This is a genomic window from Rhodococcus sp. H29-C3, from assembly GCF_030063405.1.
Classification (GTDB): Bacteria; Actinomycetota; Actinomycetes; order Mycobacteriales; family Mycobacteriaceae; genus Rhodococcoides.
In genome coordinates, this window is record NZ_JASITC010000003.1 from 441717 (window position 1) to 463214 (window position 21498).

At 62.6% G+C, this 21498-nt stretch carries 20 protein-coding genes; 9 read left to right on the top strand and 11 right to left on the bottom strand.

From position 1 onward, the window contains the following. Positions 1–55: 55 nt before the first annotated feature. The gene (locus QMK32_RS09400; protein ID WP_283474517.1) at positions 56–1312 is read right to left on the bottom strand and encodes a hypothetical protein; all 1257 of its coding nucleotides are present in this window, start codon (positions 1310–1312) and stop codon (positions 56–58) included. Between the two features lie 158 nt (positions 1313–1470). On the opposite strand from QMK32_RS09400, the gene QMK32_RS09405 reads away from it, so the two are divergent. Continuing rightward, positions 1471–1923: a hypothetical protein gene (locus tag QMK32_RS09405; protein ID WP_283474519.1), complete on the top strand. Its 453-nt coding sequence runs from the start codon at positions 1471–1473 to the stop codon at positions 1921–1923. A 38-nt stretch (positions 1924–1961) separates the two neighbouring features. Here QMK32_RS09405 and QMK32_RS09410 read toward each other — a convergent pair whose 3' ends face one another. The 3 genes from QMK32_RS09410 to QMK32_RS09420 all read right to left on the bottom strand — a co-directional run bounded on the left by QMK32_RS09410 (position 1962) and on the right by QMK32_RS09420 (position 4889). Further along, positions 1962–2546, bottom strand: a complete 585-nt coding sequence (locus tag QMK32_RS09410) for a hypothetical protein (RefSeq protein ID WP_283474520.1) — start codon at positions 2544–2546, stop codon at positions 1962–1964. A gap of 32 nt (positions 2547–2578) precedes the next feature. Then, positions 2579–3196, bottom strand: a complete 618-nt coding sequence (locus QMK32_RS09415) for a DUF1109 domain-containing protein (RefSeq protein WP_283474521.1) — start codon at positions 3194–3196, stop codon at positions 2579–2581. A gap of 154 nt (positions 3197–3350) precedes the next feature. Next, a complete protein-coding gene (locus tag QMK32_RS09420) occupies positions 3351–4889 on the bottom strand; it encodes a dolichyl-phosphate-mannose--protein mannosyltransferase (RefSeq protein ID WP_502943559.1) in 1539 nt (512 codons plus the stop codon). Positions 4890–4949: 60 nt separating this feature from the next. Between QMK32_RS09420 and rsmI the strand changes: the two genes are divergently transcribed. Continuing rightward, the gene (gene rsmI, locus QMK32_RS09425) at positions 4950–5789 is read left to right on the top strand and encodes a 16S rRNA (cytidine(1402)-2'-O)-methyltransferase (RefSeq protein ID WP_283474735.1); all 840 of its coding nucleotides are present in this window, start codon (positions 4950–4952) and stop codon (positions 5787–5789) included. Between the two features lie 16 nt (positions 5790–5805). Here rsmI and QMK32_RS09430 read toward each other — a convergent pair whose 3' ends face one another. The 3 genes from QMK32_RS09430 to QMK32_RS09440 are packed head-to-tail and all read right to left on the bottom strand — an operon-like array spanning position 5806 to position 7939. Next, a complete protein-coding gene (locus QMK32_RS09430) occupies positions 5806–6426 on the bottom strand; it encodes a TetR/AcrR family transcriptional regulator (protein ID WP_283474522.1) in 621 nt (206 codons plus the stop codon). A 47-nt stretch (positions 6427–6473) separates the two neighbouring features. Then, a complete protein-coding gene (locus QMK32_RS09435) occupies positions 6474–6902 on the bottom strand; it encodes an SRPBCC family protein (RefSeq protein WP_283474523.1) in 429 nt (142 codons plus the stop codon). 14 nt (positions 6903–6916) lie between these two features. Continuing rightward, the gene (locus tag QMK32_RS09440) at positions 6917–7939 is read right to left on the bottom strand and encodes an alpha/beta hydrolase (protein WP_283474524.1); all 1023 of its coding nucleotides are present in this window, start codon (positions 7937–7939) and stop codon (positions 6917–6919) included. 131 nt (positions 7940–8070) lie between these two features. Between QMK32_RS09440 and QMK32_RS09445 the strand changes: the two genes are divergently transcribed. Next, positions 8071–9444: a WS/DGAT/MGAT family O-acyltransferase gene (locus QMK32_RS09445; RefSeq protein ID WP_283474526.1), complete on the top strand. Its 1374-nt coding sequence runs from the start codon at positions 8071–8073 to the stop codon at positions 9442–9444. A gap of 137 nt (positions 9445–9581) precedes the next feature. On the opposite strand, the gene metG is transcribed toward QMK32_RS09445, so the two are convergent. Continuing rightward, a complete protein-coding gene (metG, locus tag QMK32_RS09450) occupies positions 9582–11132 on the bottom strand; it encodes a methionine--tRNA ligase (protein ID WP_283474527.1) in 1551 nt (516 codons plus the stop codon). A 20-nt stretch (positions 11133–11152) separates the two neighbouring features. Between metG and QMK32_RS09455 the strand changes: the two genes are divergently transcribed. The 3 genes from QMK32_RS09455 (at position 11153) to rsmA (ending at position 14155) form a co-directional block, all read left to right on the top strand. Next, complete coding sequence (locus QMK32_RS09455) at positions 11153–11992, top strand: TatD family hydrolase (RefSeq protein ID WP_283474528.1); 840 nt, start codon at positions 11153–11155, stop codon at positions 11990–11992. A gap of 138 nt (positions 11993–12130) precedes the next feature. After that, entirely contained in the window at positions 12131–13258 is a 1128-nt protein-coding gene (locus QMK32_RS09460) for a resuscitation-promoting factor (RefSeq protein WP_283474529.1), read from the top strand. A 21-nt stretch (positions 13259–13279) separates the two neighbouring features. Beyond that, on the top strand, positions 13280–14155 hold the full coding sequence (rsmA, locus tag QMK32_RS09465) for a 16S rRNA (adenine(1518)-N(6)/adenine(1519)-N(6))-dimethyltransferase RsmA (RefSeq protein WP_283474530.1): 876 nt from the start codon (positions 13280–13282) through the stop codon (positions 14153–14155). A 110-nt stretch (positions 14156–14265) separates the two neighbouring features. Here rsmA and QMK32_RS09470 read toward each other — a convergent pair whose 3' ends face one another. Further along, on the bottom strand, positions 14266–15246 hold the full coding sequence (locus QMK32_RS09470; RefSeq protein ID WP_283474532.1) for a helix-turn-helix transcriptional regulator: 981 nt from the start codon (positions 15244–15246) through the stop codon (positions 14266–14268). Between the two features lie 115 nt (positions 15247–15361). Between QMK32_RS09470 and QMK32_RS09475 the strand changes: the two genes are divergently transcribed. The 3 genes from QMK32_RS09475 to QMK32_RS09485 all read left to right on the top strand — a co-directional run bounded on the left by QMK32_RS09475 (position 15362) and on the right by QMK32_RS09485 (position 18928). After that, positions 15362–16297, top strand: coding sequence for a 4-(cytidine 5'-diphospho)-2-C-methyl-D-erythritol kinase (locus QMK32_RS09475; protein WP_283474534.1), 936 nt, complete (start codon positions 15362–15364; stop codon positions 16295–16297). Then, positions 16297–18093, top strand: a complete 1797-nt coding sequence (locus QMK32_RS09480; RefSeq protein WP_283474535.1) for an ABC-F family ATP-binding cassette domain-containing protein — start codon at positions 16297–16299, stop codon at positions 18091–18093. Before QMK32_RS09475 ends, QMK32_RS09480 begins: the two co-directional genes overlap by 1 nt. Positions 18094–18250: 157 nt before the next feature. Next, the gene (locus QMK32_RS09485; RefSeq protein ID WP_283474536.1) at positions 18251–18928 is read left to right on the top strand and encodes a DUF4166 domain-containing protein; all 678 of its coding nucleotides are present in this window, start codon (positions 18251–18253) and stop codon (positions 18926–18928) included. 72 nt (positions 18929–19000) lie between these two features. On the opposite strand, the gene QMK32_RS09490 is transcribed toward QMK32_RS09485, so the two are convergent. Together QMK32_RS09490 and QMK32_RS09495 are read right to left on the bottom strand one after the other, a co-directional pair. Further along, on the bottom strand, positions 19001–19657 hold the full coding sequence (locus tag QMK32_RS09490; protein ID WP_283474538.1) for a hypothetical protein: 657 nt from the start codon (positions 19655–19657) through the stop codon (positions 19001–19003). Positions 19658–19815: 158 nt separating this feature from the next. After that, complete coding sequence (locus tag QMK32_RS09495; RefSeq protein WP_283474540.1) at positions 19816–21498, bottom strand: peptide chain release factor 3; 1683 nt, start codon at positions 21496–21498, stop codon at positions 19816–19818.

The following is a 21498-nucleotide window of genomic DNA, read 5'->3' on the forward strand; positions in this document are numbered from 1 at the left end:
TTCCCCCGGCTGAGGCGGGACCAGAGCTGTCAGATGCACAAGGCCGACAGAGTAGCTACTCCGTCTTTCGGATGAAGCGAGAAACGTCGACCGTGATCGAAGAGACTACATCCTCGTCGGCCGGGTCCTCGAACGCATCCGGTGTCGTCCACTCGACGGTGCCGGTCATTGCTTCACCTGGCAGGTCGATGGACGATGTCGTACCGTCGGGGTCGATGCGTCGCAAAGTTTCCGTCCCGTCGACGCACCATTGCGTACCGTCAGGGCCGGTTGCTCGATCGGCGCGAGAGCCTGCGATGCCTTCTGGTTCGTCGACCGGCACGATGCGTCGAGCTCTTCTGTCCACCAACCGCACTCGTTGCATATCCGGGTAGGTGCGTATGATGCCGTACCGCCGGTCGCTACTCATGTGCGATCGGGTGGATCCCAGGTAGTACAGCTGGCCGTCGTGGACTGCGCTTGCCCAACCACCTTCGGTGATGATTCGGTCGACACTCAACGCCCCGTCGGGATCAATGGTGCAGTAGTGGGTGTCGTGCTCGGACGTGATCCAGATCCCGTCGTCGGCATGTATCCGACGTGCCCAGCGGTCGACAGGTGGCTCGATCGTCAGCGGCAGAACGTAGCGGGTGATGATCGGCGTTGCGCCCGCAGTCCGAACGCGAAGCAGGATCGGATCCGACTGGTGCATAACCCAGACGGTATTGCCGTCGAGCGTCACTGCTCCGGCCGCGAAAGGTGTTGGCTTCGTGGGTACATTGTCTAGATCGAGTTCGAGCAGGACACCCGATTCGACGAAGTCGCCGTCTTTGGTCTTCTCGGTGGGCCACCATCTGCCAGCGGCAGGAACCGTCTCGATCTCGGTAAGTCGATCGGTGCCGGCAACGCCGGTCCAACCGTTGTCCATCGGCTCTACCTGCTTGTGCACCAGATGCATTCGAGTGATGCGTCCGCACACGCGGGGAGGAGTGTCGATGCCGTTCAGCTCACCTGATCCAGCGCTGAAGATACCCGTCAGTGTGACCGGACCGTGGGTGGGTTCATCTGTCCACCACTGGCTGCTCCAACCGTCGCCGTAGAGGAGATGAAGCCACCGCCATTGGCCGTCGCGGTGCCGGGTAGGTCCTCTGCCGTAGGCCGGTCGGGCGGTTGCAGTACGGGTCTCATCGCAGATTGATGGTGCATCCGCCGACGAACAGTGCTCGAGGACGACGTCTGCAGCGTCTCCGATCGATGCACGGGGAAAGGAACCGTCCTGAATGACCCACCCTGCAATGAAAACGCGGAGGGTGCGTGGGTTTGTAGCGTTCATCCAATTCCCGACGCAGTAGGGGAGTCCGCACGACGAGGCGTGACGGGCGTCGGGTCACCGTATGTTTACTGTACCGACGGACCCCTCGAATTCAATGACAACTCCGCAAAAAAGTTTGGAGTCGGACGTCGTTGAGCTGCAGCCGTGAAAGTTTCGCTGTGGGTAGACTGACAACCGTGTTCTTTGTTGCCGTTTTCCTGGTTCTGGTTCTCGCATCGATCGCGGCCAGTCGTTCACGGGATGCCCTCTCGAAGGCCTGCGTCACATTGGCGTGGCTCGCCGGCATCGTTGCGTTCATGACTAGTTGGGTTTTCAGGTACCGATGGGCAGAGCGATCAGGTTGTCGCGAAGCCTTTCCTGAGCATTTCGGTTACCGTGCCCCGAATTACGAGCAGGCACCCTTCCCTGTCGATGACCGGCAGTCGTGGTGGCCCCTGGGCCGAGAATGCACCGGCCGCGACTCCGACACCAGCACGATGATTGCCGAATATACCGGGTGGGGATTGACGATGGTTGTGTATCCGGCCTTGATCTGTGTGGTGGTTGCTTTGGCTGTCGTTCCAGTAAGAATTGCAAGGCTCGGACGACGCGCCAGCAGTCCGCGGTCGTGAGCTCATAAAGTGCCCGCCGACTTCCATTGCGCGAGAAACTAATACCAGTAGTCGGGTTCACTATCGGGGTCGTCGAGGACAGTGTCGATTTGATCGTTTCCAAGAATCTCGTCGATTGCCTCAGCTGCGGCTGCGATGGTGGCAAAGTGCGGATCGACATCGTCGGTGATGCACCAGGCGTGGTCGGCAGGGAAGATGAAGGCGGGATCAGGGGTGTCGCCGTAAGCCCACAATGCTGGATTGTCGCTGTTCCAGTGTTCGTAGTCGGCGAGTGTGCCGCGTATGAGCCAGTAGTCGCGGTTGGGAATCTTGAAGTTCGGCCACGGTGCAATGGTGATGGAATACCATCCGTCCCAGATTGCGAAGTAGCATTCGTCCGGGGTGGTCGTGTGCCCAGTCAGGACGTTGAGTGCTGTTGCGACCTGCATGAGTTCGCTCGGGCCGTCTCCGTCGAATTCGATGTCGCTGGTTTTCTGTCCGGAGAATTCCGGGTCGGGGATGAACAACAGTCGCGCATACTTCTCGAAGCCGATCGGTCCGCGCCCGGCAAGCCGGTACCAGGGCAAGTTCTGAGAAGTCATCCACAGCGCGGGTGTCGAATCGGCACACAGCTCGAAAGTCATTGCTGCTCTCCTCTTTCGGCAGGGCCATATAGTCAGCCCCGCGCGTACTCGTACTCGTACCAGGGGCCGTCGAGGTGGGTGAGGGTAGTGAATCCTGCCGGTTCGGTGTCTGGGGAGTAGACCCATCCGGTGGAGGTGCTGAAAATGCCTGCGTTGCCGGCGAAATACACCTCACCCGTCGGTGAACTGCTGGCCCTTCTGATGTCGAAGGGCCCGATCTGAAAGTGCTCTCGATAGGCCCCGGGTTTGTTATGTATGGCGACTGTAATGGCCTCGAATTCGCTCCGCTCATCGAGGAACGACGTCGATGGCATCAGCGCCAGGAAGGCGAGCCCGGTGAGGACGACTGCCGGGGCCGGTACGACCCACCACGCCCATCGCTGGTCCCGACCCAGAACGTAGAGGGTGCGAATAGCCCAGATCAGACCGGTCACCAGAAATACCAGCACGCACGCCATCGCGGCAAGGAGGGGATCGAGCCACGTGTATGGACCGAAAGGGGACGGCCACCAATTCCGGTCCAGGCACACCCACACGATGACTGCGACCGTGACGAACGCCAGCAGAATGGGGCCGGGAGACGTCGACCGAGTAGGCGCACCCGTCGGCCGGCTACCGATCCACTTGTTGATCTCCTTCATTACGGCCATCTTCGGAGCGTAGCGGGGCCGCCCCGAGGATTGTGGTCGTCGCTGAATTCCACAAAGCCGCGCCCGCGCACCTCAGCCTCGTGAGCGAGACGCACAACTGGCTTGCTTACGAGCAAGGATCGTGAGGTCCCCAGCCTGCAAGAGAAGATGTTCCCTAGCGCCAACTCGGCAGCCAGAGTTGTTGCTGCCACAGCTCCGGTGAGATCGGTATCGCCGTCAAGATCGGCCACAACCAGATGAAGTTCGCGACCACCAGACCGACGTAGAGGCACACCAGTAGTAGCCCCGTGCCTCTACGTTCGGCGGAAGCGCGCGCGCGGCCGATGATTTGCCCGAGTATCAAGGCGAACCCCATCACCATGAACGGGGCCATCGCGACGGCGTAGAAGTAGTACATCTGTCGATCGAGCGTGATGAACCATGGCAGAAATCCAGCGGCGTACCCGACGAGGACTGCGGCGAATCGCCAATCTCGCCGGACCAGGAACATCCACAATCCCCACGCGAGCATCGGCACCGCGAGCCACCACATGGCCGGTGTGCCGATCAGCATGATGGCTTTGACGCACGACGACGTCGAGCAGCCCTGCACTTGCTCACCGTCGGCGAAGTAGTACAGCATCGGGCGCAGGCCCATCGGCCACGACCACGGCTTCGATTCCCACGGGTGACGGTTGCCCACAGAATTGGTGAGACCCTCGTGGAAGGTCAGAACTTTGCCGCTGTAGTACCACAGTGAGCGCAGTGCGTCCGGGACGAACGAGAACAGCCCGCCCGTGCCGATCTGATTCCCGACGGCATGACGATCGACTCCGGTTTCGCTGGCGAACCACCCTGAGTACGTGCACAAGTAGACGATCAACGGCACCACGACGAGGGCGTACAGCGACGGGACGATGTCTCGAACTGCCGTACCGATCCAGGGCCGCGTCACTCCGTTCGCGCGCCGGGCCGCGACGTCGAATCCGACGCACAACAGTCCGAAGAACGCGATGAAGTACATCCCGGACCATTTGGTTCCGCAGGCGAGACCGAGCATGATTCCGGCGCCGAAACGCCACCAGCGGACACCGAGCCTGGGCCCGAATTTGCTTGCCTTGATACGTCCTTCGCTTCGCGCTTTCTCCATACGTTCACGGACGTCGTCTCGATCGACCACCAGACAACCCAGAGCCGCGGTGACGAAGAACGCCAAGAAGATGTCGAGCATCCCGACGCGTGAAGAGACGAATGTGACGCCGTCGGCGATCAGTAGGACGCCGGCGATCGCGCCCACCAGCGTCGATCGAGCCATCCGCCGTACGATCCGAATCACGATCAGCACCAACAGGGTTCCGAACAGTGCGGCCGAGAACCGCCAACCCCAACCGTTGTAGCCGAACAGTGCTTCTCCGGCTGCGATCAATTGCTTGCCGACGGGCGGATGCACGACGAGCCCGTAAGCGGGATTGTCCTCGACCCCACCACCGGTGAGCACCTGCCATCCTTGCGGGGCGTAGTGCTTCTCGTCGAAGACCGGCGTGCCGGCATCGGTGGGGTAACGCAGAATTGCGAAACGGGTGATGGCGGCGATGGCAGTGAGAACGAGAGTGACGATCCAGCCGCGTCGCCGATCGGTGTCGCGGTAAAAGTCGGCCGCCGGAATTGTGGGCCCGGGACTCACGACGGGGCGCGCATCGGTCGACAGGGTCACATGCCGATCGTAGGCGGCGTAGCGGAATGCGAGAACGTGGGTGTAGGGGATGATGGGGGCATGCTGATCCTTGCCGCAACACCCATGGGCGACGTGGGTGATGCGTCCCAGCGACTGCGCGACGCACTGGCCACGGCCGACGTCGTCGCAGCAGAAGACACCCGCAGAACCAAACAGCTGGCGAGTTCACTCGGGGTGACCATCACCGGCAAGGTGATCAGCTTCTACGACCAGGTCGAAACTGCGCGTCTTCCCGGGCTGCTCGACGCGGTTCGCGCCGAGAAGTCGGTCTTGTTGGTCACCGACGCGGGCATGCCGTCCGTCAGCGACCCTGGTTACCGACTGGTGGCCGCCTGCGTCGAGGCCGACCTTCCGGTCACTTGTCTGCCGGGCCCTTCCGCGGTGACCACAGCACTCGCGCTGTCCGGACTACCCGTCGAACGGTTCTGCTTCGACGGGTTCCCACCGCGCAAGCAGGGCCAGCGGCGAACCTTTTTCGAGTCCTTGCGGACGGAATCGCGTGCCTGTGTGTTCTTCGAGGCGCCTCACCGTCTTGCTGCCAGTCTCGACGACGCCGTAGCAGTCCTCGGACCGGATCGACGTGCTGCGGTCTGCAGGGAGTTGACGAAGACCTACGAGGAAGTCAAGCGCGGCACGCTCGGCGAGCTGGCAGTGTGGGCCGCCGACGGGGTTCGCGGCGAGATCACCGTCGTGCTCGCCGGAGCGCAGCCCGTTGCCGCAGAACCGGAAGATCTGATCGGTGAAGTAGAAGAGCTGGTTGCGTCCGGCATGCGGCTCAAGGATGCGTGCGCCGAGTTGGCCGTCGGCGGCGTGAGCAAACGCGAGCTGTACGAGGCAGTTCTCGATTCTCGTAAATCGGCGCAGGACACACTGTCGTAAGTTTCGGGACGGGCCGTCAGCGGTGGGCCGTGGAGGTGAATTGGTAGGTCGCCGCGTCGACGATCTCCTCGGGCGTGATGGCGATCTCGTCGTTCAGCCATGCGGTGACCAGCTCGGCCAAGCCGCCGACGAACAAGAGGCCGTTGATTTCACCCTGGTGTGGTGGCCACGCTCGATCGCCGTACATTCGGGTGGCCTCGTCTGCGACCATCTGCGCGAAACCCCGGAGCGCGACGCGACGGTGGGTGCGCAGCGGCTCGAACGCAGCCGATTCGATCATCGCAACCCGTCCCTTGCGCGGATCTTCGGTGAGGATGGTGACGAATGAGGAGATGGCATTCCGTACGCGTTCCTCCAGTGTTCCGACGCTCGCTCGAAGCGCGGCCAACCCTGCCTGCCGAACTTCGTCGGCGATACCGTCCAGAACTTTCTGCAGTAGATCGTCTCTGCCGGTGAAACTCTCGTAGAAATATCGTTCCGTCAGCTTGGCGCGGCTACAGATGGCTGTCATCGTGGCGCCACTTTTTCCGGTAGCGGCAAACACGTCCAATCCGGCCTCGAGCAAACTCTCGCGCCGTTGGACTGCCCGTTGGTCTGCGCTCATGCCGCCGTACCGGCGTGGCGTGGATGGAGTCATGGAGTTGATTTTGACAGATGCGAGTTGTGCGACGCTTCTATCTGCGATCAGCCGACGACCTGTTGACGCAGCCCCTCGGTTGCTGCTTCGAGAATGGTCTTGGTGCCCTTCCGGATGAGAAAACCTGGCATCGGAATCTTCGGGTCGATGGTCAGCTCGAACGCCACACGAGTGCCCTTGGCTGTAGGCGTCAACGTGTACTCGCCGTGCTGCGACTTCTGCTGCGACCCCTCCACCAGATCCCAGCTGACAGTCGTATCGGTCCAGGTGTACTCCACGACCTGGTCGTCGTTGATTCCCAGGATCGATACTGCCATCCTGACGTGATGGGGGCGGCCGTCGTCGAAACGGTCGATGACCTCGACCGTCTTGTGGACCGGTGACCACGACGGGAGCGCTTCCACATCTGCGAGAACTTCGAGCACCGCCGCGGGATCGGCCTCGATATCGATATCTTTGTTCGCTGTGACTGCCATGGGGACAAGATAACTCAGGCGGAGCGGTCCGCGACCGGAATCGAGCCATGCAAGCGCACGAAGTCACCGATCCGCTGCAGAGCGCGGTGTGCTTCCGGTAGGAAGTCCGCGACCTGGAACACGTGCACCTGATCAGCCCACACTTGGAGTTCGCAATCGACGCCGGCAGCGCCGAGCCGTTCGGTCATCAACTCGGCGTCGGCAAGGATCATCTCGGTGGAACCAGCTTGAATCAGCACCGGCGGTAACCCGCGCAGGTCTGCGTCGACGGGCGAAACCCTCGGCCCCTGTTCTCCTTCGACGACGATCCGGGCTTCGACTCTGTCTGCCAGCACCGTCAATGGAGGCACTGCCTCTGGCGGGAAAATAGAGCATTTCGACGCGTTCTCATGGTTGAGCTTGTTCGTCGGGTCCATGTCCGTCAACGGTGACATCGCGAAAATGCCGGCAGGCATCGGTAGATCCAACGTCTCCAACGCCAAGGTGACCATGAAGGCGAGGTAGCCGCCGGCAGAGTCGCCGGCGATGAAGATCTGATCCGGGCGGTATCCCGAATCGAGAAGAAAGCGGTAACCGTCGACGCCGTCCTCGACCGCATGAGCGATCGGATTACGGGGCATCATCCGGTAGTCGACCGAGAGCACGGGCGCGTCGGCGTACTGCGAGATCCGCGAAGTCAGCCTGCGGTGAGTATTGAGGCCGCAGCAGATGAAGGCTCCTCCGTGCAGATACAGCACCACATTGTCGTTCCGGACTCCTTCGGCACGGATCCATTCGGCGTAGCAATCGGCGAGCATGATCCGGTTGCACTGCGCGCCCTTCACAGCAGGCATCAGCATGCCTGCGTAGTCGACGAGTCCCATCGGCCACGGAAGATGTGGCGCCTTTGCCCACAGGGACAAAAAGGGTCGAATCGACAACTGCAAGCCCGTGGAGAGCGCTCGTGAGCGCAGACTGCCGCCAGGTAGGTCATGCCTGCGGGGTGCGCGGTTCGGCGTCGACTGTGGCTGCCGCAGTGCGGTAAGCGCTGTGTTCATCGTCATCGCCTCGATTCGGCAGTTGTTCGGAACTCCTACTAACGGACCTTAGCGTGTGACACATATCGCTCGAACGTAAGGTCGTGTTCGATGTCACACCGTGATCTAAACTAGCCCCAAAGGTGATCCACATGGCGCTCATGCCCGTTACTGAATCCATGTTCCTGATCGCTGAATCGCGCGAGCATCCAATGCACGTCGGAAGCCTCCAATTGTTCGTGCCACCAGGAGATCCACACGACTTCGCAGAAGAAGTACACACCAAGTTCACCGACGGTGAAGTTCACGAGCTGTTTCGCAAACGTCCAGGTCGGCCCGTCAACGTCATGGGCAACCTCACCTGGTCACGTGAGCCGGATATCGACTTCGAATACCACGTCAGGCGCACAGTTCTGCCCTCTCCCGGACGGATCAGAGAGTTGTTCCAATTCCTGTCGCTCAATCACAGCACTCCGCTCGACCGGTATCGGCCGATGTGGGAAGTGCACATAGTCGAAGGTCTCGCCGATGGCCGCATCGCGCTGTACACCAAGGTGCACCACTCCCTGGTCGATGGCGTGTCGGCGCTGAAGCTGACACTGAACGCTCTCAGCGCCGATCCTGACGACAGAAACGGCGTCGCAGCGTGGGATCCGTCGCTGTTCCGCGAGAAGAAGACGACGCGTGGAGCCCCGTCTGCGCTCGAACGAATCACGGGTGGGTTGACCCTCGGACGCACCCTTGCTGCCGATCTTGTGGACTTCCTGCCCACCGCAACACGAATCGGATTGCGCGCCATGCGAAACGAAGGCGCACAGCTACCGCTGCGTGCACCCCGCACGATGTTCAACGTGCCGATCGGTGGAGCTCGACGCTTCGCGGCCGAAAGCTGGTCCCTCGAACGAATGACGAAGGTAGCCAAAGCGCGAGGTGTAACCCTGAACGACATCGTGCTCGCGATGTGCTCCGGTGCGCTGCGGTCCTACCTCATCGATCAAGAAGCTCTGCCCGAATCACCCTTGATCGCAATGGTTCCCGTATCCCTTCGCAAGCCAGGGGAGGACAAAGGGCCTGGCAACTCGATCTCGGTAATTCTGTGCAATCTCGGCACCCACGAATCCGACCCACTTGCCAGGCTGGACGCCATCACGGACTCCACGGTCAAAGGCAAGAACATGATGCGTGAACTCAACACCCTCGAATCACTTGCAATCGGCGCAGTGACCATGGCGCCGTTGCTCTTCGGTCCGGTACCCGGCTTCGTCAACTACACACCCCCGCCGTTCAACGTCATCATCTCGAACGTGCCGGGCACCTCCGAGGAAAGATATTGGAACGGAGCCAAACTCGACGGAATCTACCCAGCTTCGATCGTCTGCGACGGCATGGCGTTGAACATCACCGTCGCCAGCAACGGAGATTCGGTGAACTTCGGGCTCATCTGCTGCAGGCGTAGCGTCCCGCATCTGCAGCGGATGCTGACGCATCTGGAGAACGCCCTGGAGGAGTTGGAAAAAGCGCTGTAGGTGGCGGCGGTGTGCGCCGCAGCCGCTTACGCCCGCTTACCGCCGATTGAATGTGCGCTTCAAGCTAACTGATCGTATGAATGGACCATTCAAGCGATGCGGGGAGCGGCACGACCACGACGCCGCCACCCTCAACGCTACTTGACCTCGTACTTCGGGAAGACCGGAGACGGGGCGGGTAGAGGTGTGCCTGCGAGAATTCGGGTGCCGATGTCGGAGAACTCGTGCGCTGGGCTGCCGAGTAGTTCGAGGATGCGGGCGGCCGAGTCGGGCATGATCGGCTGCACCAGAATGCCGACGATGCGCAGTACCTCCATCGTCACGTAGAGCACGGTTGCCATGCGCGCCGGGTCCGTCTTGCGCAGCACCCACGGCTCCTGTTGCGAGAAGTAGCGGTTGGTCTCGCCGAGAACCGACCAGATCGCCTCGACGGCCGAATGCAGTGCCTGCACGTCGAATTCGCGTCGGCAGATCTCGAGCAGTTCGTCTGCGCGTGCCAGCATCGCAGTGTCCTCGGCGGTGAATTCGCCCGGCGTGGGTACTACGGCATCACAGTTCTTGGCGACCATCGTCAGCGAACGTTGCGCCAGGTTGCCGAGTTCGTTCGACAGATCTGCGTTCATCCGCGTCACGATCGCCTCGGCGCTGTAACTCCCGTCCTGACCGAAGGAGACCTCGCGCAACAGGAAGAAACGGAGTGAATCGAGTCCGAACTCTTCGACCAATGCGAAGGGGTCGACGACGTTGCCGACCGACTTGGACATCTTCTCGCCCTTGTTGTTCAAGAAACCGTGGACGAAGACCCTCTTGGGCAGTTCGACACCGGCTGACATCAGGAACGCAGGCCAGAACACGGTATGGAAACGCGTGATGTCCTTGCCTATGATGTGAAGGTCTGCGGGCCAATACTTCTGGTACTTCGCCGACTCGGTGTTCGGGTAGCCGACGCCGGTGATGTAGTTGGTCAAGGCGTCGACCCACACGTACATCACGTGCTCGGGATCGTTCGGTACCTGGATGCCCCAGTCGAACGTCGTCCGAGAAATCGACAGATCTCGCAGTCCGCCCTTGACGAAGTTGACGATCTCGTTGCGTCGCGAGACCGGAGCGATGAAGTCCGGCTGCGCGTCGTAGAGGGCGAGAAGCTTGTCCTGATATGCCGACAGACGGAAGAAGTACGACGCTTCCTCGGTCCACTCGACCGGAGTGTTCGTTTCGGTGGCGACCCGGGTGCCGTCGTCGGCGACAGTGGTCTCGGCCTCGGTGTAGAAGGCTTCGTCGCGAACGGAGTACCAACCGGAGAATGCATCGAGGTAGATGTCGCCGTTGGCCTCCATGCGCCTCCACAGCTCTTTGCTGGCGGCGTGGTGGTCTTCGTCGGTGGTGCGGATGAACCGGTCGTGGGAAATGCCGAGAGCCTTGTCGAGCTCCTCGAAGGCATCGGAGTTGCGTGCAGCGAGATCGACGACGTCGATGCCTTCTTTGACGGCCGTCTGCTGCATCTTCAAGCCGTGTTCGTCGGTTCCGGTCAGAAACATGACGTCGAAACCGTCGAGTCGCTTGAATCGGGCGATCACATCCGTCGCGATGTACTCGTAGGCGTGTCCGATGTGCGGAACGCCGTTCGGGTACGCAATGGCAGTTGTGACGTAGAAGGAGGGCCGTGAGGCATCAGCTGGCGCAGTCATGGTTCGCCTACTCTATCGGCGTGAGCAAAGACCGTCCTGCACCACCATTGCCCGAGCCGCTCGGCCACCTCGTCGACGCGCACACCCACCTGGACGCATGCGGTGCCGTCGATGCGGCCAGTGTGGCTGTCATCCTCGACCGAGCGGAGTCGGTAGGTGTTTCTCGCGTGGTGACCGTTGCCGACGATCTCGCTGCCGCACGCTTCGCCGTCGACGCTGCGCACTGGGATCGGCGAGTGTGGGCGGCCACGGCGATTCATCCGACGCGAGCCAACGTGCTCGACGAAACGACCCGCACCGAAATCGAGCAGCTTTCCGCCAATCCTCGGGTAGTCGCGGTGGGGGAGACGGGCCTGGACTACTACTGGCCCGGCAAACTCGACGGGTGCGCGACGGTCGAGGAACAGCACGAAGGATTTCGCTGGCACATCGATCTGGCAAAGCGGCTGCACAAGCCGCTGATGATTCACAATCGCGAGGCCGACGACGATCTGCTGGCCGTCCTGAAATCCGAAGGTGCCCCCGAGACCGTGATCTTCCATTGCTTCTCCTCGGGGCCGGAAATGGCGAGGTCCTGCATCGACGCGGGGTACGTGCTGAGCCTGTCCGGGACCGTCAGTTTCAAGAACGCTCGCGCTCTGCGAGAAGCGGCCGCACTGATCCCGGATGCGCAGTTGCTGGTGGAAACCGACGCTCCCTTTCTGACACCTCATCCGTACCGCGGGGCTCCGAACGAGTCCTACTGCCTGCCGTACACCGCTCGGGCGCTCGCGGAGATCCGGGGCCAGGATCCAGGTGAGCTTGCCGCCCACGCCACTGCCAATGCGGAACGGGTGTACTCACTCCCGTCGCGCCACTGACGGCAAGCCACAAGGCGGCTTCACTTACCACCGATTGCTTGCTTGGGTTGCGAGATGTCCATCGGTTCGTTACCGTACCGTGACCGACCGCCGGGCGTTTCGAACAGAAGGTAACGCTCCAGAATCCAGGAATCGCTTGTGTCTAGTATTGCCCGCCTTAACTCCACCAGGTCCTTGACCTTCTACCTGGTGGTCGCCGCGCTGCTGGCGACATTGATCGTCGGGGGCGTCACCGCCGTCGCTCGTCACAAAACCGTGACAATCGACGTCGATGGCGAGATGATCACGCTCAGCACGATGACGTCCGACGTCAACGGTGCGTTGGGTGCGGCTGGATACGAACCGAGCGACAAGGATCTCGTAGTACCTTCCGGCGATTCGTCGCTGTCCGACGGCGAGACGGTCGTCCTCCGGCGCGCTCGAGAACTGAGCGTGACGGTGGATGGTCAACCCCGAGCCGTCTGGACGACAGCATTGACGGTCGACGAAGCCCTTTCCCAGATGGATCTGGCCCAGGACGTGCACGTTTCCGCCTCCCGCGGTGAGCGACTGCCACTGGAAGGCACATCGCTGGAAATCGCACTGCCCAAGCAGGTCTCACTCGTCGACGGAGCTGCTCCGGCCACACCGGTGACCATGGCCGCACCTACCGTCCGGGAACTCCTCGAGCAGGCAGGCGCGCCACTCCAAGAAGCCGACACAGTGGTTCCTGCACCCGACGAGATCGTCACCGAGGGCGTGTCGATCATCGTCACCCGAGATCGAACCGAGACCAAGTCCGAGACCGCCGAGGTCGCGCCACTCGAGCAGCGTATCGAGGACCCGACGATGAACATGAGCAGCACCGTCGTCGAGAATCCCGGCGCAACCGGCATCTCCGACATCACCTGGGCGATCAACACCGTCAACGGCAAGGAAGTCGGCCGCGAAAAGGTCACCGAGACCGTCAAGGTGCCGGCGCAACCGAAAGTAGTTCGAGTCGGTGCCAAGCCGGGCACCGAGGTCCCGCCCGTCGAGAACGGCAGCACCTGGGACGCACTCGCACAATGCGAGGCAACCGGCAACTGGGCCATCAACACCGGCAACGGATTCTTCGGTGGAGTGCAGTTCGACCAGAACACCTGGGAGCGCCAAGGCGGCCTCAAGTACGCGCCCCGCGCTGACCTTGCGAGCCGCGAAGAACAGATCGCCATCGCCTCGGTGACGCAGAAGTCCCAGGGATGGGGAGCGTGGCCGGCATGCACCTCCCGCCTCGGCTACCGATGACAGGTGCGTAGAGTTTTCACAGTGCCAGAACATGTGCGGGAACCCGCGGCCCTGCTAGGGCCCGCGGAGGTGCGATCCCTCGCCGCCGAGTTGGACGTGCGTCCGACCAAGCAGCTCGGCCAGAACTTCGTCCACGACGCCAACACGGTGCGACGCATCGCGGCCGCAGCCGACATCTGTGGCAGCGACACCGTCCTCGAAGTCGGACCCGGCCTCGGCTCGCTGACGCTGGCGCTTCTCGATGTCGCAGACGCCGTCATCGCCGTCGAGATCGATCCGAAGCTGGCTGCACGGTTGCCGCAGACAGTGGCCGAGCGAGCGCCGTCGCTGGCCGACCGTCTCACCGTCGTCGAGTACGACGCACTACGAATCAAGGCCGCCGACATCCCGGGGGAGCCGGCTGCCCTCGTTGCGAATCTTCCCTACAACGTTGCGGTTCCGGTTCTACTGCACCTGTTTTCGGAACTGCCGTCGCTCCGCACTGCTTTGGTGATGGTCCAGGCGGAAGTAGCGGATCGACTCGCCGCAGACCCAGGCAACAAGATCTACGGCATCCCCAGCGTCAAGGCGGGATTCTTCGGAACCGTCAAGCGCGCAGGATCCGTCGGGCGTTCGGTGTTCTGGCCGGTGCCGAAAGTGGAGTCCGGGCTGGTACGGCTCGATCGGTACGCAGAGCCACCGTGGTCGATGGATGACGCCCATCGACGTGCCGTGTTCGCCGTCATCGATGCCGCATTCGCGCAACGTCGCAAAACCCTACGTGCAGCACTCAGCGGTTGGGCCGGCTCGCCCGTCATCGCGGAGCGCCGGTTACGAGAGGCCGGGATCGACCCATCTGCTCGCGGGGAAACCCTCGACGCCGCTGCCTACGTGCGGTTGGCGGCAACCGAAGCCTGACCTGCGGATCGCTTCGGTCCGTATCGCTTCGATGGTCCGCTCATACGATCAGATAACTTCAGTGGTTCATTCAAGCGCCCAACGGGTGAGCTTCAGCGCGCCCCGGCAGGTCACACCCCGTCAGCACCCGCTCGGTAGCGACGGCTGAGCATGGTGTGTCGCTCCGCGAGCACTCGGCATTCGTCGGCGAGTTGCGGCGGATCGAGGACCGTGAAGTCCGTGTCGAAGGCGGACAGCCATCGAGCGATCGACGGTAGTGAATCTCCGGCCAAGGCGAGGATGCAGGTCTCGTCGCTTTCGGACTCGAGAGTGCCCCATTCCGCGTCGACCATCGGCGCGATCGTCTCGATCGGTGCGTGCAGCCTTATCCGTGCCTGCACCTGAGCTAGTACACGGTTGATTCCGCGCGCGACGAATGCCGCTGCCCCGCCGTCGGGCAATTCTCGCGGGGTGAAGCGCGGACCCGTCGGGATCTTCGGTTGGAGCCGGTCGACGCGGAACGATCGCCAGTCCTGTCGAAACAGGTCCCATCCGAGCAGGTACCACCGGGAGCCCGCACGCACCAGGCTGTACGGCTCCACCTCGCGTCGGGTCTCGGTTCCGTCGTGGCTGCGGTAGTCGAATCGCAGTCGTTCGTGGCCATGGCACACGCCCGCAACCGCCGACAGCACAGCAGCGTCGACGGCGGATCGTGCGGCCGGACGGTCTACGACGTCGATGCGCAGTGCGTCGAGTCGGTGCCGAATGCGCGACGGCATCACCTGGCGCAACTTGGTCAGGGCGCGTAACGACGCCTCTCCGATGCCCGCTACCGAGCCGCCTGCGGCCGATTGGAGTCCGAATGCCACTGCGAGTGCTTCGTCGTCGTCGAGCAGCAGGGGCGGCATTTCGGCGCCCGCACCCAGCTGATAGCCGCCGCCCACGCCTGCGGTGGCGTGGACCGGGTATCCGATCTCGCGGAGCTTGTCTACATCGCGTCTGACCGTGCGCGGGGTGACGTTCAGTCGGTCCGCGAGGTCGGCTCCCGCCCAGTCACGTCGTGTCTGGAGCAGGGACAGCAACTTCAGAAGTCGTGCCGAAGTTTCCCGCATACCCTGATAATGGCAGAAATTGCGGACCGATACTGTCCGCAGCCGGGATGATCCGGGAGTTAGGACGGCCACACGAATGTGGGGTCCCTCGATTTCTCCACTACTGTTGACCCTCGTGCTCTCAGTCGTCCCCAGCCCCGTAGTCGTCAGGGCTCCGTCCAAGGTGAATTTGCACCTCTCGGTCGGTGACCTGCGCAAGGATGGCTATCACGAGCTCACCACGGTCTTTCAGGCGCTGTCGTTGGCCGACGAAGTCTCGGTGGTGCCGGCTCGGGCCTTGCGCGTGACCGTTCGCGGCGATGATGCGCGGTCGGTTCCGACCGACGAGCACAACCTGGTGTGGAAGGCAGCTGTCCTGCTGGCCGACGCCGTCGGACGTGAGCCGGGCGTCGAAATCACCATCGACAAGGGCATCCCGGTGGCAGGCGGTATGGCAGGTGGGAGCACGGACGCGGCGGCGACGCTCGTCGCGCTCAACGCCCTGTGGGATCTGGACCTCTCCCGAGCGGAGTTGACCGATCTGGCCGCCAAGCTCGGCAGCGATGTCCCGTTCGTTTTGCACGGCGGAACTGCGATGGGGACCGGCCGAGGGGAGAAGCTGCTTCCGATCCTCTCGCGCAACACATTCCATTGGGTACTCGCGTTGGCCAAGGGCGGACTGCAGACCCCTGCCGTGTTCGCCGAGCTGGATGAGCTGCGCGCAAAGGGCAACCCGCCGCGCCTCGGTGAGCCCGAGGCACTGATGCATGCGCTCGCGACCGGTGATGCGAATGCGCTTGCGCCGCTTCTCGGTAACGATCTCCAGGCTGCTGCGCTGTCGCTGCTTCCGCAACTGCGCCGGACCTTGCGCGCAGGGGTGAGCGCCGGCGCTCTGGCCGGGATCGTCTCCGGGTCGGGTCCCACGTGCGCTTTTCTGTGTGCCGACGCTGATACCGCAGTGTCGGTCAGTGCTGAACTATCCGGTGCGGGTGTCTGCCGCACCGTACGTGTCGCGAGTGGCCCGGTTCCCGGCGCTCGCGTAGTAACTAGTGAATCGATTGGTTTCTCCTGATGGTCAATCTCGTCAATCTCGAAAACGTCTCCAAGTCTTTCGGCGTCAAACCGCTGCTCGATGGAGTGTCCCTCGGTGTTCAGGAGGGCGAACGCATCGGCATGGTCGGCCTCAACGGTGGTGGTAAGACCACCACGCTCGAGGTCCTCGCCGGCATCGAGCCGCCCGACTCGGGGCGGGTCAGTCGGGTCGGTGGACTGCGGATGGCCGTGGTCACCCAGCGCGGTGTGCTGCCTCCGGGTTCGACCGTCGGGCAGGTCGTTCTCGACCCACTCGGCATGGCCGAGCACGAGTGGGCAGGCGACTCGCGCGTACGTAACATCCTGACCGGCATCGGTATTGCCGACCTCGGTCCTATCGGTAGCTCAGGGCTCGATGCGTCCATCGACAACCTGTCCGGCGGCGAGCGCCGAAGAGTCGCGTTGGCGGCGGCGCTCGTCCAGGATCTCGACCTGTTGGTGCTCGACGAGCCGACCAACCATCTCGACGTGGAAGGCGTGCAGTGGCTCGCCGCGCATCTGGTGTCGCGTCGGAGCGCTCTCGTCGTCGTCACTCACGATCGTTGGTTCCTCGATACGGTGGCGAACCAGACGTGGGAGGTCGTCGGCGGCGGCGTCGAAACCTACGAGGGTGGATACAACGACTGGGTGTTCGCCCGTGCCGAGCGCAGCAGGCAGGCCGACGCTTCCGAGGAGCGTCGACGCAATCTTGCGCGCAAGGAGCTGGCGTGGTTGCGTCGCGGCGCACCGGCCCGGACCTCGAAGCCCAAGTACCGGATCGAAGCCGCCGAAGCGTTGATCGCCGACGTGCCTGCGCCGCGCGACTCCGTTGCCTTGGCGTCGTTCGCGCAGCGTCGCCTCGGCAAGGTCGTCATCGAACTGGAAGATGCGCGACTCGAAACTCCGGACGGCCGTGAACTGGTCCGTGACTTCACCTGGCGTCTTGCGCCGGGTGAACGAGTGGGTCTGGTCGGGGTGAACGGTTCCGGTAAGACCACGCTCCTGCGCACTCTTGCCGGTGAGTTGGAACCCGCCGCCGGCAAGCGTATTCAAGGTCAGACCGTCAAGATCGGTTGGCTCAAGCAGGAATTGGACGATCTGCCCAAGAAGCTGCGAGTTCTCGACGCAGTCAAAGAGGTAGCTGAGCGAATTACCCTGGGCGACAAAGAGGTATCGGCGGGTCAGCTCGCCGAACGCCTCGGGTTCACCCCGGCCCGTCAGCGCACTCCGGTCGGTGATCTGTCCGGCGGTGAGCGTCGACGCCTGCAGCTCACACGGGTATTGATGGCGGAACCCAACGTGCTGTTGCTCGACGAGCCCACCAACGATCTAGATATCGACACACTGCAACAGCTCGAGGACCTGCTCGACGGCTGGGCAGGGACCATGGTGGTCATCAGTCACGACCGGTACCTCATCGAGCGGATCTGTGACTCGACGTGGGCGCTGTTCGGTGATGGCAAGCTGACCAACCTTCCTGGTGGCATCGAGGAGTACTTGCGTCGCCGCGCGGTGATGGCGGCTGAAGCCACACCGGATTCGCTGACTACCGGCGGTGTCGTCAAGACCGCTGTGCGTGATGCCGGATCCGAGAGGGCTGCTCGTAAGGAGCTCAGCAAACTGGAGAAGTCCGTCATTCGTTTGTCGAAGCGGGAAGCGGAGCTGCACGCCGAACTGGCGGAGGTGGCCACCGATCCGGGCAAGCTCGTCGCATTGGACAACGAGCTCAAGCAGGTGGTGGCGGACAAGGACGTCGCTGAGGAGCGTTGGATGGAGTTGGCCGCCGAGCTGGAGTGACCTGCACATGATGGCGGGGCACGACGGCAGTAGGTACTTTCGAGAGCAGGACGGTTCGGCGGACCGCGCACACCGGATACGAGAGGACCTACGAGTACATCGTGTCCACACTTTTCATACCCAGCTTCCAGCTGAAGGCCGAGATGGAGTCCACTCAGTGACGTCCGTGGTGCGCAAGGCCATGGGTGATTCGTTCGAGGATCTACATCCCAAGGTCCAATGGCGCTTCGGGCTGTCCGCGGCGGACGGGCTCTGCCAGATCGGCGTCGGCGTCATGGAAGAGATGACCCATTCGGTGTTGGTGCCGCGCCCCGTTCTGTCGCTCGGGGCCCGCCGGGGTTTGTTCCCCGGGGGCCGAGGAACCGACATTCCCTTCACCGTCGCCAACTACGCTTACACCGACGATCTCGGTCGGGAGACGATGTCGTTCGTGCGCCGGTTTGCCTTCGTCGGAAAGCCGCAGGGCATGAACTCGGTGATGGTCACACCGGCTGTGTCCCAGGGGCATGATGTTGCGCTGGACTATCTGGGATACAACTCGGACATGCTGGTACACACTCGATGCAGCGCGGACTCCGATGGTGGAATCCTGCTCGAGAGCGGTGCTCCACGGATACGCGGGCTACATGTCCCTGCGTTTGCGTCTGCCCTGACAACCGGACGTGAGTGGTGGGACGAGGGCGAGCAGCGTCATCGCATTCAGATCGACGTCACCAGCCCGATATTGGGTCGGCTGTTCCACTACCGAGGATGGTTCACAGCCGAAGAACAGCCGTGTGCTGCCGCTGACATTCCCGAAGATGCACGGCCGTCGCGGCTGGAAGAGCACGAATAGCCCTGGAAGCGGTGAAACCCTCTGGTACTGGACATGGTCGAGCCAGAGGGTTCCGTCACATGCGGTGAGAGATCAGCGGTAGCCCTTGGCCGGGTTGAGCAGATCGAGCACGATGGTCTGTCCGTTGGACCGGACATGGATCTCAGGGTTCTGCAACCCACCTGAGGTGAGGTACTCGCCGAGAAGCTGAAGTAGCTCGTCGGGACCGACCGAGGTGTCTGGCGTACGGATGTCACCGGTGCGGCTGCCCAGCTCGTTCTGAGTGAGTCGGCCCGCTATGCGTACCGACGCAACACCCATAGCGGTCCGGCGGTCGGGTGCCGCGCCGCGCGCCGGGCTCGACGAAGGGCCGCTGCCGGCGCCGTTCGATGCGTAAGTGCTCGATCGGCCGTTGGTCGGCAGGCCGTGCTCGGAGATCTGATCGCTAGTAGTCACTTCAACCTCGTTCGAATCTTTGGACGGCTGCTCGGGGCCGGCACTTGCGGGTTCCTGCTTCATGCCCGACTGCTCCACTTCCTGACTGATCGCAGGCTTTGTGGGTGTAGTGGGTGCCGTCTCGACGGGATCCTTCGCCGGGGGCGTGGCGGTCTTCGGATTGGTCGATGCAGGCGACTCAGCCCAAGGCGGCAAGATGTCTGCGGCCAATTTCGGGCTCGGCGTACTCAACCGGTGGGCCGGTGTTTGGCCGATCTTGATTCCCGCCTGCGGATAGCTGGAACCCTGCGTCATAGAAGACCTCGCGTCGTGAAGAACCTGTGTCATGCCACGTCTCGGCGTGCAATGCTCTGCACTCGAGAATGAAACGTACCCGAAGCCCGTTCGGACTTCGGAAGCGTAACACTATGACTGTTTAGCCGGTCCGATTGCGAGTATTTTCCCGTTGCAGGTCACTCACCCGCAGCGACGAGGGGCTCCAGCGTCAGCTCGGGCATCTCCTTCTGGAGATACTGCAGACGCCACTTGTCGCTGACGAGAGCGAGCAGCACGCCGTCCGTCCGCGTGAAAACCTCCACCCCGCGCTGGCGACCCAACTCGACCGCAGACTCGGTGTCGGTCCGACGAGCGAGTGAATAGCCCAAGGGCTCCAGACGAGCATCGACACCGAACTCAGCTTTCATTCGGGCCATGACCACCTCGAACTGCATAGGACCGACAGCTGCGAGAACCGGCGAAGCGTCACCGCGAATATCGTTGCGCAACACCTGAACAACGCCCTCGGAGTCCAACTGCTCCACGCCGCGACGGAACTTCTTGTACTTGTCGGCGCTGTCCACGCGCAACAGTGCGAAGTGCTCGGGCGCGAACGAAGGAATCGGCGGGTACTCGACCTTCTTCTCCGTGTACAACGTGTGCCCAGGCGCGAGCGCAGTGGCGTTGACGAGTCCCACGACGTCGCCGGGATACGCGTGCTCGACGGTGGTCCGCTCCCGGCCGAACACGGTCAAGGCGTACTTGGTGGTGAACGGCTTACCGGTCTGCGAGTGCGTTACGACCATACCGCGCTCGAATACGCCCGACACGACGCGCATGAACGCCAACCTGTCCCGGTGCGCAGTATCCATTCCAGCCTGCACCTTGAACACCACAGCGCTGAACGGATCGGTCACATCCCTCGCCGTGCCCTTGACGTCTTCCCTCGGTCCTGGCTGAGGCGCAAGCGCCACCAGGGTGTCCAGGATCTGGCGAACCCCGAAGTTTAGCATCGCCGAACCGAAAATGACCGGTGACGTCTGGCCGGCGAGGAACATTTCCTGGTCGTGGCCCTGGCCGCTTAGAACCAGGAGTTCGCTCTCTTCCACTGCCGTGTCCCACTCGATGCCCTCACGCGCAGCGGCAGCGTCGGCATCCATCAATTCCTCGGGGGCGATCGTTGCGCCACCAGCGGTGCGAGTGAATCGGATGTAATTGCCTGCCCTGACGTCGAGCAGGCCGCGGAAGTCCCCTGCGATGCCGACAGGCCAGTACAACGGCGTCGGTGTCAGTCCGATGCGCTGTTCGATCTCGTCGAGGAGTTCGAGTGGTGACTGGCCCGGCCGGTCCCACTTGTTGATGACGGTGATGACCGGAATGCCGAACTGGCGGCAGACCTGAAAGAGCTTGAGCGTCTGTGGTTCCAGACCCTTGGCTGCATCGATGAGCATCACTGCCGCATCGACAGCGGTCAGAACCCGGTAGGTGTCCTCGGAGAAGTCGGCGTGGCCGGGAGTGTCCACGAGGTTGATGACGTTGATCTCGTCGACGCTCGGGTCGAGCTGGTAGTTGAACTGCAGCGCGGTCGAACTCACCGAGATGCCGCGTGCCTTCTCCATCTCCATCCAGTCCGAGACCGTGGCGCGTCGACCGGCTTTGCCATGGGTGGCGCCCGCTTCCGAGATCACTCGCGCGTGCAGTGCGAGCGCTTCGGTCAGCGTGGACTTACCGGCGTCGGGGTGGGAGATGACGGCGAAGGTGCGCCTGCGACGGACTTCGTGGACGAGTTCCTTGTGCGGGTTCTTCGGCTGCGCCGTCGACTCGGTGGCGGTACTGCTCTTGTCGACCGGAGCGTCTACCGAATCGGGCGGCGTACTCAA

Bases quoted from the DNA above. Each gene is read 5' to 3' on its own strand.
- rsmI (WP_283474735.1), top strand. From the start codon at position 4,950: ATGCTGATCCTTGCCGCAACACCCATGGGCGACGTGGGTGATGCGTCC.
- QMK32_RS09400 (WP_283474517.1), bottom strand. From the start codon at position 1,312: ATGAACGCTACAAACCCACGCACCCTCCGCGTTTTCATTGCAGGGTGG.
- QMK32_RS09430 (WP_283474522.1), bottom strand. From the start codon at position 6,426: ATGACTCCATCCACGCCACGCCGGTACGGCGGCATGAGCGCAGACCAA.
- QMK32_RS09480 (WP_283474535.1), top strand. From the start codon at position 16,297: ATGGTCAATCTCGTCAATCTCGAAAACGTCTCCAAGTCTTTCGGCGTC.
- QMK32_RS09445 (WP_283474526.1), top strand. From the start codon at position 8,071: ATGGCGCTCATGCCCGTTACTGAATCCATGTTCCTGATCGCTGAATCG.
- QMK32_RS09410 (WP_283474520.1), bottom strand. From the start codon at position 2,546: ATGACTTTCGAGCTGTGTGCCGATTCGACACCCGCGCTGTGGATGACT.
- QMK32_RS09470 (WP_283474532.1), bottom strand. From the start codon at position 15,246: ATGCGGGAAACTTCGGCACGACTTCTGAAGTTGCTGTCCCTGCTCCAG.
- metG (WP_283474527.1), bottom strand. From the start codon at position 11,132: ATGACTGCGCCAGCTGATGCCTCACGGCCCTCCTTCTACGTCACAACT.
- QMK32_RS09435 (WP_283474523.1), bottom strand. From the start codon at position 6,902: ATGGCAGTCACAGCGAACAAAGATATCGATATCGAGGCCGATCCCGCG.
- QMK32_RS09440 (WP_283474524.1), bottom strand. From the start codon at position 7,939: ATGAACACAGCGCTTACCGCACTGCGGCAGCCACAGTCGACGCCGAAC.
- QMK32_RS09490 (WP_283474538.1), bottom strand. From the start codon at position 19,657: ATGACGCAGGGTTCCAGCTATCCGCAGGCGGGAATCAAGATCGGCCAA.
- QMK32_RS09415 (WP_283474521.1), bottom strand. From the start codon at position 3,196: ATGGCCGTAATGAAGGAGATCAACAAGTGGATCGGTAGCCGGCCGACG.